Annotated in this window: 17 protein-coding genes; 5 read left to right on the top strand and 12 right to left on the bottom strand. The window is 66.0% G+C overall.

Going from position 1 to position 18,024, the window contains the following annotated elements; translation table 11 throughout:
• Nucleotides 1–98 precede the first annotated feature (98 nt).
• The 10 genes from ACXR8F_RS08000 to ACXR8F_RS07955 all read right to left on the bottom strand — a co-directional run bounded on the left by ACXR8F_RS08000 (nt 99) and on the right by ACXR8F_RS07955 (nt 9,497).
• A complete protein-coding gene (locus ACXR8F_RS08000) occupies nt 99–833 on the bottom strand; it encodes an acyltransferase family protein (protein WP_458799557.1) in 735 nt (244 codons plus the stop codon).
• Entirely contained in the window at nt 830–1,741 is a 912-nt protein-coding gene (locus ACXR8F_RS07995) for a type II secretion system F family protein (protein ID WP_458799555.1), read from the bottom strand. The genes ACXR8F_RS08000 and ACXR8F_RS07995 overlap by 4 nt, the downstream gene beginning before the upstream one ends.
• A gap of 1 nt (nt 1,742) precedes the next feature.
• A complete protein-coding gene (locus tag ACXR8F_RS07990) occupies nt 1,743–3,551 on the bottom strand; it encodes a type II secretion system F family protein (protein ID WP_458799553.1) in 1,809 nt (602 codons plus the stop codon).
• A 187-nt stretch (nt 3,552–3,738) separates the two neighbouring features.
• Nucleotides 3,739–5,133: a CpaF family protein gene (locus tag ACXR8F_RS07985; protein WP_458799551.1), complete on the bottom strand. Its 1,395-nt coding sequence runs from the start codon at nt 5,131–5,133 to the stop codon at nt 3,739–3,741.
• Nucleotides 5,130–6,308, bottom strand: coding sequence for an AAA family ATPase (locus tag ACXR8F_RS07980; RefSeq protein ID WP_458799549.1), 1,179 nt, complete (start codon nt 6,306–6,308; stop codon nt 5,130–5,132). The genes ACXR8F_RS07985 and ACXR8F_RS07980 overlap by 4 nt, the downstream gene beginning before the upstream one ends.
• A complete protein-coding gene (cpaB, locus tag ACXR8F_RS07975) occupies nt 6,305–7,105 on the bottom strand; it encodes a Flp pilus assembly protein CpaB (protein WP_458799547.1) in 801 nt (266 codons plus the stop codon). Before cpaB ends, ACXR8F_RS07980 begins: the two co-directional genes overlap by 4 nt.
• Before the next feature lie 53 nt (nt 7,106–7,158).
• A complete protein-coding gene (locus tag ACXR8F_RS07970) occupies nt 7,159–8,358 on the bottom strand; it encodes a TadE/TadG family type IV pilus assembly protein (RefSeq protein WP_458799545.1) in 1,200 nt (399 codons plus the stop codon).
• Nucleotides 8,355–8,783, bottom strand: a complete 429-nt coding sequence (locus ACXR8F_RS07965) for a TadE/TadG family type IV pilus assembly protein (RefSeq protein ID WP_458799544.1) — start codon at nt 8,781–8,783, stop codon at nt 8,355–8,357. Before ACXR8F_RS07965 ends, ACXR8F_RS07970 begins: the two co-directional genes overlap by 4 nt.
• A 62-nt stretch (nt 8,784–8,845) precedes the next feature.
• A complete protein-coding gene (locus ACXR8F_RS07960; RefSeq protein WP_458799542.1) occupies nt 8,846–9,022 on the bottom strand; it encodes a Flp family type IVb pilin in 177 nt (58 codons plus the stop codon).
• Between the two features lie 301 nt (nt 9,023–9,323).
• A complete protein-coding gene (locus ACXR8F_RS07955; protein WP_458799540.1) occupies nt 9,324–9,497 on the bottom strand; it encodes a Flp family type IVb pilin in 174 nt (57 codons plus the stop codon).
• A 247-nt stretch (nt 9,498–9,744) separates the two neighbouring features.
• Between ACXR8F_RS07955 and ACXR8F_RS07950 the strand changes: the two genes are divergently transcribed.
• Nucleotides 9,745–11,199 (top strand): hypothetical protein, encoded by a 1,455-nt coding sequence (locus ACXR8F_RS07950; RefSeq protein ID WP_458799538.1) that lies wholly within the window; start codon nt 9,745–9,747, stop codon nt 11,197–11,199.
• Nucleotides 11,200–11,279: 80 nt separating this feature from the next.
• Here ACXR8F_RS07950 and ACXR8F_RS07945 read toward each other — a convergent pair whose 3' ends face one another.
• Nucleotides 11,280–11,534 carry a hypothetical protein gene (locus tag ACXR8F_RS07945; RefSeq protein ID WP_458799536.1) on the bottom strand — a complete coding sequence of 85 codons (255 nt, stop codon included), beginning with the start codon at nt 11,532–11,534 and terminating at the stop codon, nt 11,280–11,282.
• 219 nt (nt 11,535–11,753) lie between these two features.
• Between ACXR8F_RS07945 and nhaA the strand changes: the two genes are divergently transcribed.
• The 4 genes from nhaA (at nt 11,754) to ACXR8F_RS07925 (ending at nt 15,526) form a co-directional block, all read left to right on the top strand.
• The gene (gene nhaA, locus ACXR8F_RS07940) at nt 11,754–13,148 is read left to right on the top strand and encodes a Na+/H+ antiporter NhaA (protein WP_458799534.1); all 1,395 of its coding nucleotides are present in this window, start codon (nt 11,754–11,756) and stop codon (nt 13,146–13,148) included.
• A 114-nt stretch (nt 13,149–13,262) separates the two neighbouring features.
• Nucleotides 13,263–13,766 carry a phage holin family protein gene (locus tag ACXR8F_RS07935; RefSeq protein WP_458799532.1) on the top strand — a complete coding sequence of 168 codons (504 nt, stop codon included), beginning with the start codon at nt 13,263–13,265 and terminating at the stop codon, nt 13,764–13,766.
• A 19-nt stretch (nt 13,767–13,785) separates the two neighbouring features.
• On the top strand, nt 13,786–14,697 hold the full coding sequence (locus tag ACXR8F_RS07930) for an alpha/beta fold hydrolase (protein WP_458799530.1): 912 nt from the start codon (nt 13,786–13,788) through the stop codon (nt 14,695–14,697).
• Between the two features lies 1 nt (nt 14,698).
• Entirely contained in the window at nt 14,699–15,526 is an 828-nt protein-coding gene (locus ACXR8F_RS07925; RefSeq protein ID WP_458799528.1) for a serine hydrolase, read from the top strand.
• A gap of 6 nt (nt 15,527–15,532) precedes the next feature.
• On the opposite strand, the gene ACXR8F_RS07920 is transcribed toward ACXR8F_RS07925, so the two are convergent.
• The gene (locus tag ACXR8F_RS07920) at nt 15,533–17,593 is read right to left on the bottom strand and encodes a hypothetical protein (RefSeq protein ID WP_458799526.1); all 2,061 of its coding nucleotides are present in this window, start codon (nt 17,591–17,593) and stop codon (nt 15,533–15,535) included.
• Between the last annotated feature and the right edge of the window lie 431 nt (nt 17,594–18,024).

The raw sequence follows: 18,024 nt of genomic DNA, 5'->3' as shown, positions 1-18,024 counted from the left end.
TACCGGCTCAAGGACCGCGACCTCGGCCGCGTCCCCGCAGCCACCAACCAGGAAGAGAACTGATATGCGGGGGTCAGTTTTCACCTGCCGTCAGGGGGTCAGTTTTCGAGTGCCGTTGACACTACGAGCCCCACTCCGGATAGATGCCTGCGGTTCACCTGCTTCAGTCTCAACCAGACAGCAGGATGCTCCCGCTTGACCAGGCCGCAGATCGCTCCCACCAGAAGGACGTCAACCCACGTCGTCGGCAGCGCGTACACAAAGAGTCCGAGGCTCGGAGCGAGAGCCCATGTGGCCGCCCGCACTGCCACGAAGAACGCTGTGGCAGTGATTACGCGACGAAGTCGGGTACCCGCAGGCGCCTTCATCCAAAACACGAGGCAGACAGGCCAAATCAGATAGAACTGCTCTTCGACTGCCAGCGACCAGAGGTGTGCAAGCTCGGGTCGATAGTTGCCCTGAAGCCCCAGAGTCAGATCCGTGACATACAAGAGCGCCTGCACCAGCCCGGGAACCAGGCCACCGACGGCAGCGACACCCTGCACCAGGAAGATCGCGGCAACGAACACGACAAGAAAAGCGATCAATGCGGGAACCAGTCGGGCAGCCCTACGGAGGTAGAAGACCGGCAGGTCGACGCGTCCCAGCGCTCGGCCCTCCGCCAGAAGCAGCGACGTGATGAGATATCCCGACAACACGAAGAAGATCAGCACGCCGACCATGCCAGCTCCCTCGAGCCCCACAGTGTGCGCGAGCAGTACCAGCAGGATTGCAAGACCGCGCAGGCCGTCGAGACCGCCGACGCGGACCCGGGCCGGATCCGCGTCGTTCACATTCCCATTAGGGTGTGCATCAGTCGAATGACACCGGGACCGATGATCACGACGAAGAGGGAAGGCAGGATGCACAACATGAGGGGGAAGAGGATCTTCACCGTCACCTTCTGTGCCTTCTCCTCAGCCTTCTGTCGTCGCGCGAGACGCATGGTGGCGGTCTGCTCCCTCAGCACTCCCGCAATCGGCAGGCCGAGTCGATCTGCTTGAACCAGCGCGGTGACGAAGTTCTTTACTTCCGGAAGGGTCACGCGCGCTCCCATAGCCGAGAAGGCCTCGCCACGGGACTTGCCGATCTGGATCTCGGACAGAACCCGGGCGAACTCGCCCGAGATAGGCCCCTCGACGTTGCGGGCCACCTGCAATAGCGCAGAGTCAAAGCCTTGACCAGCCTCGACGCAAACCGTGAGCATGTCGAGTGCGTCAGCGAGACTCTTACCTGTCTCCTCCTGCCGCTTCAGTGCGAGGTTGTAGATGAGCAGGTCAGGAACGAAGAAGCAGACCACCGCGCCGCTCAGGGCATAGAACAGGCCTTTGAACTCAATGCCGCCATACGCACCACCGAACAAAGCGCCCACGAGCAGCGCAGCACCTTTGAGCCCCATGATCCGCTCAACCGACCAAGAGGCCGGGTTACCCGCACGGTCCAACAGGTTCGCGAGCCGGGCTTCGGCACCGGACGGCGACAACTTGCCTGCGAGCGAGCGCATCTGCCGGAAGATCGGAACGACCAAGCGATCCTTGGAGCCGAGCTCGTTCTTGACGACGGTCCTCTGGTCCACCATCCCGTCGACGAGCATGAGTGACTTGGCGACGCCGGTCGGCTCACTCGAGCCGACCCCGACGGAAAGCACTGCGCAGACGATGGCCAAGGACACCAGGCCAGTGCCGATGTACAGGGCGTTCACATCACACCTCGATCTTCACGACGTTGCGCATCCAGACCACGCCGACCACCAACATCACGATGCCGCCGATTCCCATATAGACACCGATCTGGTCGGTCCACAGGAGGGACACGTACTCGTAGTTGACCTTGGTCATGTAGAAGAAAAGGAAGATGGGCATCGCGATCAGGATGTACGCGGACAGCCGCCCTTCGGCCGACAACGCCGACACCTGGCGCTGCAGTGACTCGCGCTCTCGGAGCGTGTTCGCCGTTGTCCGGAGGGTGTCCGCGAGGTTGCCGCCGACGTCGCGCTGGATCCGGATCGACATGACAGCCCAACGCATCGAGACGCTGCCCATCCGGTCACCCATGCGCTCCAGTGCCTCAGTGATGTCAGTGCCGATCCTCGTCTCGGCCAACGCCCGGCTGAACTCCTTAGCCGCCGGCTCCGCGGCGTCCTTTGCCACTCCATCCAACGCCTGAGGCAGACCGAAGCCGCTCTTGAGGCTGGTGGATACCAGCATCAAGATGCCCGGGAGCTGTCGCTCGAACTGCTTCGCCCGCCGAGCCGCCAGGAAACGCAGAGCGACCGGAGGTAGGACGAGTCCGACCAGGGCCCCCGCCCCCAAGGGGATCACGGGGGAGTCCCCGCCGAAGAGCCACCCACCCACAACGCCGAGAACCACGGCGACGGCGCGGACGACGAACCACTCGCCCGCTCGGAAGGGGAGGTCTGCGCGCTCGATCAGCGACATGGTCGTCTTCGTCGACTCGCGATCCTTCATCACCTTCTCGCCCAGGTCGAGCAGTGACTCGGTGATGTTGTGCTGGGCTGCTCGCGCTTCCTCGCGCGCAGCACTCCGGCTGCCCACAACGTAGCCCTCGATTGCGGCGACTCGTCGTTCGCGCCGCGTCTGCAAGGTCGGCGCCGACACCACGAAGACCAGCGTCAGGACGGCGAGACCGAGCAGCCCGGCAGCGACCCATGGCGTGTAATTGGGCTTCGTCAGGCTCGCAAGGCTGTCGACAACCGACCCGCCTGTGAGGAGTGGGGGGCTGGTTTGGGGTGCAGCGCCGGCCGCGGGAGCAGCTGCCGGTGCAGAGGAGTCGATCTGGACCTTCCGAGCGAACGAGAAGGCAGTCCCACCGGCCGTCCCAGCCACCTGGATCTGGTGAGAACCCGGCTTGACTCCGCGGAGGGACACCGAGAACTGAACCTGCTGATCGAGTGCCTTGGCGGCGGCCTGGAACGCAGAGGTCACCGCTGCCGTGTCGGAAGCAGGAACCACGGATCCGCCGTTGGCACCGGCGAACCGGCCCAGGGCGGCGACGGCGTCCGGGTCGGATGTCTTGAAGCGCACCACGTCGACACGAACCCCGGCCGAGCGCAACTTGTCGACGGTCGTCGCCAGGGTGGCTGGACCATTCGACGCCACTGTGTCAGCACCGTCGCTGAGGAGCAGGATGCTGCGGTCCCCAGCCGTCCCCAGCGAGCTGGTCGCAGCCGACATGGCGGCGTACAAGCTGGTGTTGCCCCGGGAGGCGAGACCGTCGACCACCCGCTGGACAGCCTTGCGATCAACGGTGGGCGCGAGGTCGACGCCCGCTGTGTCGGCGAACGACGCGACCCCCACGAGAACGTCGGTCGGCACCGTGGCGAGGAACGTCTTGGCGGCGGTGCGCACCGTCGACATACCAGTCACCCCCATCGAGCCGCTGGTGTCGATGACGAGCATGGCCTTGCGGGAGCGCTTCGGCGCCTGCTTGACAGTGGGCTTGTAGTCGACTCCGTCGACCCGGATGCGCAGAGCGCTGGCATCGACTTGCACGGCGGACCTGCTACGGAGAGTGAGTACGCCCGTCAGGATCGATCCCGTGCTCGAAGTTGTCGTCGAGACTCCGCTGAGCCCCACGCTCACCGAGTCGGCCGCGGTCGCGTGCGATGGCCCAGCGGCCAACAGGGCGGCCGCGAGGCCTCCGCCGAAGGCGGTCTTAATCAGTCGACGCAACATGAAGTCACCTCGCCATGCGGGAGAAGAGCTGCACAGGAAGCTCCACGCCAAGGTCGTGAAGGTCGGATGTGAACTTGGGACGGATTCCTGTCGGGACCAGGCCGCCGAGGAAGCGGCCGGCATCGTCCCGTCCCGCCGAATAGTCGAAGAGGAAGATGTCCTGCAGCGTGATCACTTCGGACTCCATGCCGACTACCTCGCTGATCGCCGTGATACGACGCGATCCGTCCTTCAGCCTTGACTGCTGGACGATCAGGTCGACGGCGCCCGCCACCTGCTCGCGGATAGCCCGGACCGGAAGGTCCACGCCAGCCATGAGCACCATCGTCTCCAGGCGGGAGAGGCTGTCGCGCGGCGTGTTCGCGTGCACCGTGGTGATCGAGCCGTCGTGGCCCGTGTTCATTGCCTGAAGCATGTCCAAGGCGGCACCGTCACGGATCTCACCGACGATGATGCGGTCGGGACGCATACGCAGGGTGTTCTTGACGAGATCGCGGATGTGGATCGCGCCGCGACCCTCGATGTTCGGCGGTCGCGACTCGAGACGCAGCACGTGGTCCTGCTGGAGCTGCAGCTCAGCCGCATCCTCGATGGTGACGATGCGCTCGTCGGCCGGGATGAAGGAGCTCATCACGTTGAGGGTCGTCGTCTTACCCGAACCCGTGCCGCCGCTAATGACGATGTTTCGCCGACCTTTGACGCAGGCCGCGAGGAAGTCGCGGATGTTAGGCGTGATCGTGCCGAAGGTGATGAGGTCCTTGTCGGTGAACGGGTCCGCCGAGAACTTACGGATCGTGAGCAGCGAGCCGTCCAACGCGATCGGCGGCACGACGGCGTTCACACGGGACCCGTCAGGAAGTCGCGCGTCCACCATCGGGCTCGACTCGTCGACGCGCCGGCCGATGCGACCGACGATCTTGTCAATGGTGCGCCGCAAGTGTGCGTCGTTGGAGAAGGTCGCCTCGACGGGGAACAGCTTCCCGGCGCGCTCGATGTAGATGCTGTCCGGCCCGTTGACCATAATCTCGGAGACCTCTGGGTCACGCAGGTACGGCTCAAGCGGTCCGTGCCCGAGGATGTCGTCCGACACGTCTTGCGCGATTCGGGTCCGGTCGGCGTGCGAGAGCGGCGTCTGCTCGAGGTCGATGACCTCCTGCAGCGTCATTCGCACTTGGGCTGCCAGCTCGGCCTCGGCGAGGTGCGGGTCGTAGAGCCGCGGGCCGAGCTGGTCGACGAGCGCCTGGTGCACACGTTCCTTGACACCGCCGAACGGATCCACCGCCCGGCGCTTCGCCGCAGGGCTCGGGCCGGCCGCTGGGCGGGCCTGCCCACTTCCGTTGTCGACTGCGATCTGCTGCTGCGCGCGGGCGCGGTCGAGTCGCTCGGCAAGATTGCTCATCGCTTGCTCCTCAGAAGGCCGAAGCCGCTTCGCTTGGCACCGTTCTGCAGCTCCTCGCCGAAGCGCTGCCGGATCTCTATGTCCGCCAGCTCTCGAAGGGCCATGGCCACCGGGCTGCGCGGCTCATCGAGAACGATCGCCACGCCACGGTTGACCGAAGCAGGCACGGCGAGAGTGTTGGGGATATTGGCTGAGATCGGCTGCTTGAGGGCCGCCTCGACGTCGTCCGGTCGCAGCCCGACCTTGGCATCGGCACGGTTGAGCACGATGGTGCGAGAATCCCGCGAGGCACCGAGCGTGTCCAGGGTATTGATGGCGATTCGGAGGTTCTTGACCGCCGGGATGTCGAGCGTCGCCACGAGGACCGTGAGGTCGCTGAGGTCGAAAGCGGCCAGCACGTGCTCGGTGAACGACGGCGGCGTGTCAACGATGATGTAGTCATAGCTGCCGCGTGCGACTCGCAGCAGCTCCACGACCACGTGCGAAGGCACACGCTCGGCGTCCGCGGGGTCCGCCGGGGCGGCGATGACATCGAGGCCGCTCGGCTCGTGACGGGTGACGACCGACTCGACGCCTTGCGCGTCCAGGTGTCCGCTCATCGCCACCAGGTCACGCACCGATCCGGGCGGCTGGAGCTGAAGACTGATCGCCACATCACCGAACATGAGGTCGAGGTCGACGATGACGGTACGCGCGCCTGTGGACGCCAGGTAGGTTGCGAGGTTCGTCGAGACCGTGGTCTTGCCGACGCCTCCCTTGGCGCTGAAGACCGTGATGATCTTGCCGTCTCGCGATCCCGCCGCTGCTCCACCATGGCCAACCAACTGGGCGGTTAGCGCGTTCGATCGGCGGACCGCTTCCGCAATCGCGTTCTGGTCGTCGGCCGCGACCACCTCACGGACACCACTGCGCAGGGCCTGGGCAAGGACGGTGACGTCCAAGCGATGACGGAGCAGGATGACGCCGAGCTCGGGCCTCGCCACGCGTTCTTCTTCGGCCAGGCTGCAGGCCGAGTCGAGGTCGATGTCGGGGCCGATAACCACGAGGGCATGCGAGGGTTCCTCCTCGAGGGCGCGGCTGACGCGCGGACCCGACGTCAGGTGCAGCGCTTCCCCGCCGAGGGCAAAGAGATAGGTCTCTGCCCCGCCGACCGATGCGTCCCAGAGAATCGTCATGGCGTCGGCACCGATACACGCTGCTTGAGGTCGGTCACTTCGAGGCGCGGATCGATCTTCACGTCGGAGCCGCGCAGAGCGGCGTACAGGGTGCGGTTGTTGATGCCGTGGACCAAGGTGGGAGCATCCTCTGGACTGACTGCCACGGTGACGAGGAACCCGCCCGCCTGCTGCGGGTTCTCGGCGGAGGGCTGATCGCCCTCCTGGCTGGCCTTGACCGGGGCCGACAGCGGCGCATCGCCCATGCCGATCACCAGGACGTCAGGGAGCAACAGGCTGGTGCCGTGGATGTCGTTCTCGTTCAGGATCTTCGCCTCAGGCGTGTCCCGGAGATCCTTGATCTGGTAGCTCTGGTAGATCGCGATCTTGGAGCCCGGGGTCACGAACTTGCCGACCCGCGCCGGGTCAGTGAGCTGGACCGAGATCGCCAACATGCCCGAAGGCACCTCGATCGCTTTGTCCCCCACGGGGGTCGAGCCGAAGCGGGCAGCGAGCAGGAACTCGCCTGGCTGGATGTCGGACAACGCCAAGAGGTTGTTGTTGTCGGCGTTGATGGTGTCGAGTGCGCCGACGGGGAGCGCCTTGGCCGCGACGACGGTCTCCGCGAGGAGCTGCTCACGCTCTGCATCCTTTAGCGTCGTCCCCGCGGGGATGGCTTTCTGCGCGACGTAGACCCGCGCGGGTGACTCTGCGGCGAGCGCCCGGGCATCGGCGTTGCGCGCATAGGTGATGACCATGAAGCCGCCTCCGACGGCGAGCAGGACTGCGAGCAGGATGGCAAGGATTCGACGGTTCATGGTCTGTGACCCCCAGGATCGTGGCGTGTCCGGAAGAACGAGAGGTGTGATCGTCAGCCCAAGGGAACGATGTTGACGGCGCCCTTGGCGGAGTTCGGGGGGCCGATCGATGTGCTGACGGGCATAAGGCCCGAGGTGAACCAGCCCCAGACGCACTTGTTGGCGCAGACGTTGAGCTCGTCCTTGTAGACAGCCGACGTGCCACCGGAAGGCAGGCTGGAGTACCCGGCCATGAAGAACGAGGCAACCCCGTCCATCGTGTACGTGGCAGACGTCCCGGTGCCGGTCGCCGTGACACTGATCGGCACGAAAACCTCCTTACCGAGATACTGGTTCAGGTTCACCGCCGTCTTGCAGCCGTTCGGCACGGCCGCACCGGTCTCCCCCACGACCGTCGCATCCGCATTGATCGTCGTCACGCAGTCCGTCTCCGACAACCAGCCGAAGCCGCCCGGGTAGTACTCACCGTTCGCCTTGCGGCAGGAGGGGTCGACGTTGTTGGAGTCGGCGTGCGACTGGATTCCGACGACGTATCCGCCGGCCTTGATGTTGCTCGGCAGGCTGGTCGTCGCCGAGCCCGGCGCCGGCGAGTACGGCGGGCTGGGCGCGTACTTCGTGCCGCTGGCCGTCAGCTTGACCCACTCGCAGTTGCCGATAGTCAGCGGGAGAGTTGCCCCCGTGCCGCTCGGCGGCCCCCACGCGGCGCGGCTGCAGGCGGTGTACTGCTTGTCGGTGTAGCCCGCGATCGCAGCTTTGGCAAAGAAGCTCGTGAGCGCATTGGGCTGCGACCCTGCTGACTTTGTCGTCGTGCGAGTCTCGACGTACGGAGCTGCGGCATCCAACGTGCTCGGCAGCGGAAGGCAAGCGGTGAGATCCGCCGCAGAGGCCGCCACCGTGCACGTTGGCAGAGTGGGCACGTTGCGACCACAGATGAGGGGTTGGCTCGAAGCATCCGTCGTGGGCAAGGACTGCAGCCCATCGAGCGAGTTGGCGCCGGCCAGGCCCTCAAATGCGCTGGAGGCCTGAGCCGCCGTCCAACACGAGGCCGACACCGGCACTTTGGAGCAGCTGCGCGCGAGCGCGAGTGTTGCCGCGTCGGCGCCGTTCTGCAGTTGGCGACGCTCAGCCATGATGTTTCCGACATCAACGGTGAGGGCGAGCATTGCCATAACGACGCCGCTGGCGACGAGGATTGCCGCGATGGACGCGACAGCACCCTTGTCGCGCTCTCGTCGAGATGCGGAGCCCCTCATCCGTTGCATCGCATGACTCCCGTCGACGAGATCTCGTTGCCGCCGCCGAAAGACTTGCCGATCATCGACATCGCGGGGCCCAAGAGGATCCATTGGAACGGCGCGGTCACCTTGACCGAGGCGTCCGACGTGGCGCCCGTTGTGCACGAGGCGACGACGCTGGCACCAACCGAAGGAACTCCGGCTGCGGCGTTGGTCGCCCTGGTGATGACGTCGGCGTTCGGCACCATGACAACCGCAGCGCGAGCTCCCTCACGTGCAGCGTTCGTGACTTGGATCTGGGTGAAAAACGCCCGACCGAAGTCGACGATGCCGGCGATCACGAGGAAGAGGAGGGGAAAGACGATGGCCAGCTCAACCGCGGCCGCCCCTCGCTCGCGACGCGATCGCGGCGATTGGGACCGCGGCCTGGGTGATGTACGCATGTGTTTCCCCTCCTCTCTGTAGCGTTGCCCGTCGGCCTTGCGGGGCTGGACCGCCCCGATCGTCAGATCTTGGTGGCGACGTTGTTGAACGTGGCGCCCGAGTTGTTACCAATCGCCGTGACGCCGATGATGATGACGGCCGCGATCAGCGCGACCATGAGGCCGTACTCGACGGCCGTGGCGCCCTTGTCGCGCGAGACGTTGAGGCGGGTCTGGATCTTTGCGGCGAGCTTGGTCATTGCAGTGTTCCCTTCACGTTCGGGGCCACCCGGTGTGAGCCCCCCACGCAGAAGGTAGGTGGGGCACTGACCGCTTGTCTCAGGAATGGAAGAAAAGTCTTGCAATCCTCAACGGCGTTGCGACTTGCAGAAACTGACATCACGAACTCACACAAAAAGGGGCGCAGGCTCCCACGAGGTTGTGGAAGTCTGCGCCCCGGAGAGCCGAGACCATTTGGGGTTGGCTTGAGCCACTTGCTCCGTTCTTGCAGTTTCCTTGCGAACTTGCAGAGAACTAGCGGACCCGATGTACAGACCGACGTCAGATCTTGGTCGAGACGTCGTTGAAGGTGTTGCCACTCGTGTTGCCGAGAGCTGTGACGCCGATGATCACAACGGCCGCGATCAGGGCGACCATGAGGCCGTACTCAACGGCCGTCGCGCCCTTGTCGCGCTGGGCGAGCATCGTCTGGATCTTTGCTGCGAGCTGAGTCATAACGCTTCCTCCCGTATGGGCCACCCTGCGCAGCCCTCCCGAGCAGAAGGTAAGGGCTCTCCGTGCACGACGTACTTGAAATCGAAAAAACGTCTCCTATGCCACGTAGTGCCCTGTACCGTCCAAATCGGCCATGTCGCGCCGGTACAGTCTGCGACGGGCCTCACCATCACTCGAGCGCGTGGGCGCACCGTAGCCGCTTCGGGGTAGCAATGAGAGCACCAACGATCAGGACGGCCAGGACTGCATGACGAGCCTCCTTGCGCGCCAAGTTGATTCGCTGCGACGACAGCCTAAAGCCGGCGCCATCTTCGGGTTCCCGACACTCGTGGTCGCGGCGATGGCCTGCTACCTGGCTCCCAGGATCCTCACGGGCGCGGACACGATGTGGATGGTGGCTCTCGGAGATCGGATCGCCGCCACAGGCATGCTGCCCGCCGGCATTCCCTTCGCGGCGGCTGAGACGAGTGAGTGGCCCAATGTGCCCGCCCTGGGGGAGCTGGCGATGCACTGGATCCACTCCGCGTCAGTTGCCGGCTTGACCCTGGCGCTGTTAGCGCTCTCTGCCATCACGCTCCTGACGCTCGCGCACCATGCCGTGGCAGCAGGTGCGCGTAGCACCGCCACTGCGCTGTCACTGGCGCTCGTGGGGTCCGGGATGCTGCCCACGTTCGGCGTGGTGCGCGCCCAGATGCTGTCCCTCGTGCCTTTCGCGCTGCTCATCGTCCTCCTGCGCGCGCAGTCGAGAAGCCCGAACCGGTTCATCTGGCTGGTGGTGCCCCTGATTGCGGTTTGGGGGAACCTGCACGGGGGTGTGCTCGTGGGTGCGGCCCTCACGGGCTGCTATTTGGTTTTCTTCCGACTTCGAGCCACGCCGGTGACTGCGCTGATCGTCGGCCTTGCGACGGTGGCCGCTTTATGTGTGAACCCTGCCCTGTTGCGGACGGGCCACTACTACGTGGGCGTCCTCTCGAACGAGGCGGCCCGTCGCGGCACGGAGCTCTGGGCGAGGCCAGATCTCGGGTCGGTGTTTGACGTGCTCATGGTGCTGGCGGCACTGGCACTCGGCCTCGCCGCCCTTCTGCGCGGCCGACTTCGATTCTGGGAGCTCGTAGCCACCCTCGGCATGGCCGGGGCAACCGTCACGTCCGCTCGACACGGCATGTGGCTGCTGCTCTTCCTGCTCGGACCTGGCGCCCTCGGGCTGTCGCGCCTGGTGGGGCGGGACCAATCAACACGGTCGACGCCACCCACCACCCATCCCGCCCAGGCGTCCGAGCGCACCCGACGTGCAAGGGCCCTGGGGGTTCTGGTCCGTGCCTTGACCATGGGTCTCGCCGTGGTGGCCGTGGCTTCTGTCCTTGAGCGCACCGCAGTACTGCAAGGTCCAGTCCAGACCGTTCAGGCCATCAAAGCCCTCGCCGGCAGCCACGTCGTCCTTGCGCCCGAACCCTTGGCCGAGGACCTGGCAGCGGCGGGGGTCACAGTCTGGGTCAGCAACCCCATCGATGCGTTCCGACCCGAGGACCAAGCAGCCTACCTCGACGTGTGGCTGGGACGAGATGGCGGCCGTCGCGCTGTCGAGGCCTCGGACCTGGTCGTCGCTCGACCGGGGTCTCCGGCATTCACACTGGCCGGCTCGACGGGCTGCCTCGAGGTCGGACGAGCTAGCGACTATATAGTGCTCAACTGTCGGCGCTGACCCGCACCAGACAGGAGGACTGCCGGGCCCGATGGCCCGGCAGCTCTCTGTTCAGCTCCGCGTCGCGGTCAAGCGACAGGTCAGGCGCTTCGGTGACGCCCCGTGCCACGGTTGACGCGCCGTAGACGACGCAGCGCACCCGGGAACTTACGCACCGTCGGCTCGGAATCACTGTTCCGCAGCTCCTGCACCATCTCCGCGGGCGTGGCCGGGGGCCATTCCGAGGCGCGCACGTCCCGCGTGTCCATCTCGTATGCCGTCCAGCCTGCTTCGTCGCGGTAGCGCAGCTGCCCCTTGCCGACGTAGTACCACCCAGGCTCTGTGTTTGAACCCATGTCATTCCCCCCAACTATGTGATTTTCGGGAAACCTCCCGCCCCGGCACCAAATGTACGAAAGACAGGCAGCTTCCACGGAGGATGTCCCGATAGTCCGAATTGACCGTGTCCCAAGGCTTCTCGCTAGACTTGGCGAGACCCGCGGACAACACGTCGGGTCTTGGTGTGCCGGGAAGTCTGGTCGGCGGTCGATGTCCCTGCGCCCGAAGGAACCCCAATGGCGAGCGATCTGCCCGCGATCCCACCCGCCGACTCCGCCAGCGGAGGTGGCCCCTCTCGACGTCAGCGCCTCCTTGGTCGTGGCACCTGGCGTGAGGCGAAGTTCGTCGCAGAGCTGTTGCGCACCGAGACGGTCGGCGGCGCGATCCTCCTCATCGCCGCAGTCACAGCGCTCGTCTGGGCGAACTCCCCGTGGCGCGCGGGGTACTCGACGCTCCGGGACACCGTCGTGGGACCGTCGGCGCTTCACCTCGACCTCTCACTCGGGACCTGGGCGGCCGACGGCCTTCTCGCCGTCTTCTTCTTGGTCGCCGGCATCGAGCTCAAGCGCGAGTTCGTTGCGGGAGACCTGGCGGACCGACGCAAGGCCGCACTTCCGATCGCCGCGGCCGTCTGTGGCGTTGCCCTGCCGGCGCTGCTGTTCGTCGCCACCGCCGTGACCATGTCCAGCAGCGCCAGCGGGAGCGAGCTCGGCGGCATACTGCGCGGATGGGCGATCCCCACGGCCACCGACATCGCCTTCGCACTGGCCGTGCTCGCCGTCATCGGCACGCACCTCCCGAGTGCCCTCAGGTCGTTCCTGCTGACCCTCGCGGTCGTCGACGACCTGATCGCCATCACGATCATCGCCGTCTTCTACACCGAGGCGGTCAACCTGCTGTGGCTGCTGGCCGCAGCCATCCCGCTCCTGACGTGGCGTTTGCTGCTGAAGCGCAAGCTGACGAATCCCCTGGTGCTTGCGGTTCCTGCGATCGCGGCCTGGGTCTGCGTCCACTCGAGCGGGGTGCACGCGACGGTGGCCGGAGTGCTGCTCGGTCTGCTCGTGCCCGTGAGCCGAGAGGTCGAGGACGACCCCGACCGCCACTCGCTGGCCGAGCGCATCGAGCACCGGATCCGACCTTTCTCTGCGGGCTTGGCAGTGCCGGTCTTCGCGTTCTTCGCCGCGGGCGTCACCGTGGTCGGAGGCGGTTTCTCATCCGCGTTGAAGGATCCGGCCGCGATGGGAGTGGTTGTTGGTCTCGTCCTGGGCAAGGCGGTGGGAGTGATGGGTGGCACCTGGGCGGTCGCCCGCTTCACCCGCGCTGAGCTGGACGAAGACCTCTCGTGGACCGACGTGCTCGGGCTGTCCCTGCTCGCAGGGGTCGGGTTCACGGTCAGCCTGCTCGTCGGCGAGCTGGCGTTCGGGTCGGGGTCGGAGCGAGACGACCACGTCAAGCTCGCCGTCCTCTGCGGAAGCCTCATCGCCGCGCTGCTCGCGAGCGTCGTGCTGAGACTGCGCAACCGCCACTACCGCCTCGTCGAGGCGGCCGAGACCGCAGACCACAACGAGGACGGCGTTCCCGACGTGTACGAGGCCCCGACCGTCAGCGCTCCACCGCGGGATCCGGCCTGATGTCGCCTGCCGCGCACCTTCGGGTAAGGGCCTCGCAGTAGGGTGGCAACCGGTAGGCGCTCCCGCGCAGTCGCCATCCAGACATTCGACTTCGAGAACCGAGGAAGTGAGCCGATGAGCACGGATCCCCGGCAGGAGCGGACACTCGGCCAACTGGTCGCGTCTGCGTCACAGGACATCTCGACGCTCGTGCGCAGTGAGATCGCCCTGGCCAAGGCCGAGGTCTCGGTGCAGGTGAAGAAGGCGGGAGTCGGTGGCGGCCTCCTCGCCGCCGCAGGAGTCATCGTCTTCTACTCCGTCTACTTCATCTTCATCACGATCGCCGAGGGGATCGAGGCACTCGGCCTGCCCCGTTGGCTCAGCTTCCTCATCGTCACCGTGGTCATGCTGCTGATCGCCGGGGTGCTTGCGATGCTGGGCGTCCGCAAGATGAAGACGGTCAAGCCCACGCCGGAGAAGACGATTGCGGAGGCGCAGACCACCGTCGCCGCACTGAAGGCCGCGACCGAGCACCCCGGCACGGTCGTCCCTGCCGCACGTCCCGAATGGGACCGCAAGGACATCCCTGCCACGGCCGCCGCACCGACGGCAGAGCCTGATCCGTCTCGCGACGCCTGAGACCTGACCGCCCCTCCCCATGTCTGTCGACGCTGCCTTCGTCAACATCGACGGCCCTTGGGAGCACCGTTACGTCTCCGCGAACGGGGCCCGTTTCCATGTCGCCGAGCTCGGCGACGGCCCGCTGGTGCTCATGCTGCACGGCTTCCCCCAGTTCTGGTTCACCTGGCGCCACCAGATGGTCGCGCTCGCCGAGGCCGGCTACCGGGTCGCCGCGATGGACCTCCGCGGCTACGGCGGTTCCGACAAGCCGCCCCGCGGCTACGACACCTACATGGCCACGCTCGATGCCGCCAGCGTCATCCGCGCGCTCGGCGAGCAGGATGCCGTCGTCATGGGTCAGGGACTGGGCGGCTGGGTGGCCTGGTGCATGCCGGTGCTGCGCCGCGACGTGACCCGGGCGATCGCCTCGTTGTCGATGCCGCATCCGCGGATCATGCGCCACGCGACGTGGACCGACTCGAAACAGCGTCGGGCTTCCTCGTGGATCGCGGCGCTCCAGAAGCCGTTCGTCCCCGAACGCGAGATGGCGAGGTCGCACGACTACGTCGAGAACCTCCTGCGCTCATGGGCTTCGCCGTTCGGCGCGTTCCCCGGGAAGGAGGACGTCGAGCGCTACGGCGACGCGATGATGATCCCGTTCGTCGCCCACTCGGCCGCCGAGCACTACCGCTGGCTCGGTCGCTCGTCGGTCCGCCCCGACGGGCCTCTGTTCATGAGACGCATCCGCCACGCGATCCGCGTGCCCGTCCTGCAGCTGCAGGGCACTGACGACGGCTGCGTCATCGCCGCCGCCACCCACGGGTCGGGTGCCTTCGTCCCCGGCGACTACCGCCTGGTCAAGATCCCCGGCACCGGCCACTTTCTCACCGAGGAGGCTCCCGACAAGGTCAACTCTGCCCTCCTGAAGTGGCTCGGATCCCTTGCCTGACATGGAGTTCGAGCTTCCACAAGCGGGCGGGGTCACGTGGTCCGTCTGCGTCCGTGACGGGTCAGGCATGCCGCTCGGTGTCGCGGGCACGGACGAACCGTTGCGCACGGCATCCGTCGGCAAGATCCTTCTCCTCGTCGAGACGGCCCGAGCGATCGCCGCGGGTGAGCTGTCGCCTGACGAGCCGCTCACCCGCACCGTCGACCTCTGGGTCGGCGACTCGGGCTTGTGGCACACCCTCTCTGTCGAGACCCTTCCCCTCGTGGACGTGGCGGCGTTGGTCGGTGCTGTCTCCGACAACCTGGCGACGAACGTCCTGCTGCGACGGGTCGGCTTGGCCGAGGTCGCCGCGCGAGCGACCTCCTTGGGGCTGCGGGCTACGGCGCTGCACGACCAGGTGCGCGACGTTCGGGAGGCCGACCACCCGGCCACCCTGTCGACAGGAACGGCCGCAGAGCTGAGCGGTCTCATGAGCCGGCTGGCCACGGGAACGGCCACGGGCCAAGAGGCAGACCAGCTCGTGCGCCACTGGCTGTCGGCCAACGTCGACCAGTCGATGGTCGGGTCGGCACTCGTCGAACAGGGCGGTCTCGACCCGATCGCGCATCACGCGTCGCTGGATCTGCCGACGGCCTTCTGGAACAAGACGGGAACTGACTCGGGCGTCCGCGCCGACGTCGGCGCGGTGAGCATCCACGGCCGGACGGTGACCTGGGCCGCCATCGCCAACTGGGACCCGGCGCCCGGCACCACCCTCGACCACCTCACCGTGTGGGCGGTGCTGCGCGGGATGCGCCACATCGGCGAACAGGTCCTCACCCACCTCTGAGCCGCTTCAGGGTGTCGGCAGGCCCGTTCCCACATTCACGGCCGGGTCCACCGACGCGACTGTCATCGTCTGCACTGACGGCAAACGAGATTTGTCTGAGAAGGCTGTCCAGTCCGTCTCTTCTTCGGTGGTCACGATCGCGACGCTCGACATGCCGGGTGGGGCAGTGACCGTGAGCGACAGGCTTCCGCGCCCTGACGGTGTCAACGTCAGCGGTTCGGACCTGGTACCCGGCGCCTCCAGGCGCAGGGTCACGCCTGTGTCTGCACCTGCCACGAGAGTGAGGTCAAGGCGGATGGCCACATCCTTGCCGCTCATGTTCGACAAGGAGATCGATGGGCCGGGCCCCAAGGGAAAGCGGCGTCCGGCTGCTTCATCCATTGCCCAGGCGCCAGCAAGCGTGCCGATGACGGGGTGGAGAGCTGCCTCAGCCCTGGCCGCGACTCCTGCACTCCCGAGCCTCGATTCGATCTCCTTGCGCACACCCTCCAGGCGGTAGGCGGCGAACCTCTGATCCGAAGAGGTCGCAACCGCACCTCCGAGAAGGCGCGGGATCTGCGTAGCCAGGGTGGGAGAGCGCTGCGTGAAGCTCGACTCGACCACCACGCCGCAGAAACCGACCGAGGCCAGGTCCTCGACCATGCGCTGCGGGTCGGTGGATGAAAGACCCAACTGCCAGTCCGCTTGTGCCGTGCCCTTGATCGCTCCGAAGCTCCAGTGCAGGTCGTTCGATGCGAGTCCGAGCGACATGAGATCCGACCACAGGTCGTCGTTCACCTCGGGGAATCCGACGACCGGCAGCACGAAAACGTCACAGCCGTCACCGAGGTTCTGCTGCACGCGATCGTCGAAGTCCTTGAGGATCGCGAGGTACGCGCTGTTGCCGGTGTAGTCGGGCGCTCTCCCGGGATTGGTCTGGTCCAGCACTCCAACCACCAGTAGCAGAGCCGAGACTGCGACCATCCGTCGCCGGCCACCGGCTCGAGCTCTGAGACGCGTCACGAACCACGCCATGGCGAGGAGTGCGAACAGCCCGATGAACAGGAAGAGCCGAGACCACGTGCGGATCTGCGGTGTGACAAGAAACGCCGTCAGCGCGCCCAAGCCACCGCGGGCGAAGAAACCCAACGAGATCAATGAGGCAACGAAGAGTGCTCCCAGCAAAGGAGGCAATGATGACGGGCCACCACGAAGCAGCGAGGAGGATGCCACGGCCACAAGGGCGACGAGGCCGATAACGGCCACCACTCCGATCGCGGACACCTCGCCCGTGGTGCCGGTCAGTGCGTCATAAGCCTCGGTCCGTGCACCGAGATTCGGCACTCGGTGCCCAGGCCAAGGAAGTACCAGGTCGATGAGCTGGCCGGCCCACCTGTTCGAGTCCAAGAAGGTACGACCGAACGGCATCGACCCGGTGAGGAGGTCCCGATCGGCGCGTCGCCGGGCGGCCGCAATGCTGACCAGCGTAGGCGCCACCATCACGACGAGAGGCAGGGACAGCCGCGCGAGCTCGCGCAGGTCAATCCGCCGCATCTGCCGCATCAGCAGGATCGGAGCGACCACCACCAAGGTGAAGGCGACGTAGTAGACATCTCCCAGCCCGATACTGACCAGCATCAGGACCGGAACGCCGTAGTGCGCAACGCGTCGTAGGCCCGCTTTCGCAGGCGACCCGTTCAGGACGGACCGACCTTGGGCGGTCTCGATGATCAGCCACGCTGCGAAGGGCACGGCCCAGTAAGCAGCCAGGAAAAGGTGAGGAAAACGCTCTTGGTGACCGGGGATAACCGAGAACAGGACCCCCGCCATGACCGCAGCAGGTCGTGCAATGTAGTACCGGCGGCAGAGCCAGTACATGGTCAGGGCGGACGCCGGGAAAGTCAGGAAGAAGTAGAGCGCCAGGACCGTGAAGGGATCTCCGGTGAGGAGACCGAGGGCTGTGAGGATCCAGACGTGCACGTCGTTGCCCGTGGAGGACCAGCCGGTATTGAGCACGTATGGTGCACCGAACAGCGCGTTGTCGTTGTAGGGACCATATTCGATGTACCCGCGAACGAGCGTCGCCATCCACGGTGCGTCACCCGTCATACCGAGCGGGGTCCCGGGGCGCCAGTCCCAGATTCGAACTGCCTGCCCTAGCGCCAAGAGACTGAGCAGCCCGGACGCCATTGGCCCAAGCCACGGGTGCGCTCTGACAGGGGCGAACCGGGAACCTCGCTCCGTCTCCCGTCGGGCCGCCGTATCGGTCGCAGTTGGCTCGTCAACCGTCCCTACAGCTGAATCCACCAGCGAAGGCTATCTGCGAAGGGTCCGTTTTGTCGGCAATTGGCCTGATCCAGGGACATTCCGTCCGCTGACGACGTGAAAAACGATCCCCGCCCCCACGACGAGCTGCGCGTTCGGGGTGGACCAAAAGGCCCTTTACGGACAATCAGGATAAGTCGAACTTCATTGCGTGACGATGAAGTTCGCGTATCGGCCATTTCTCGGACACAGAC

The sequence above is a fragment of the Terrabacter sp. AAH1 genome (genome assembly GCF_054456855.1).
Note: the sequence above shows the minus strand (reverse complement) of the source record. Positions and strands in the feature narration are given on the sequence as shown.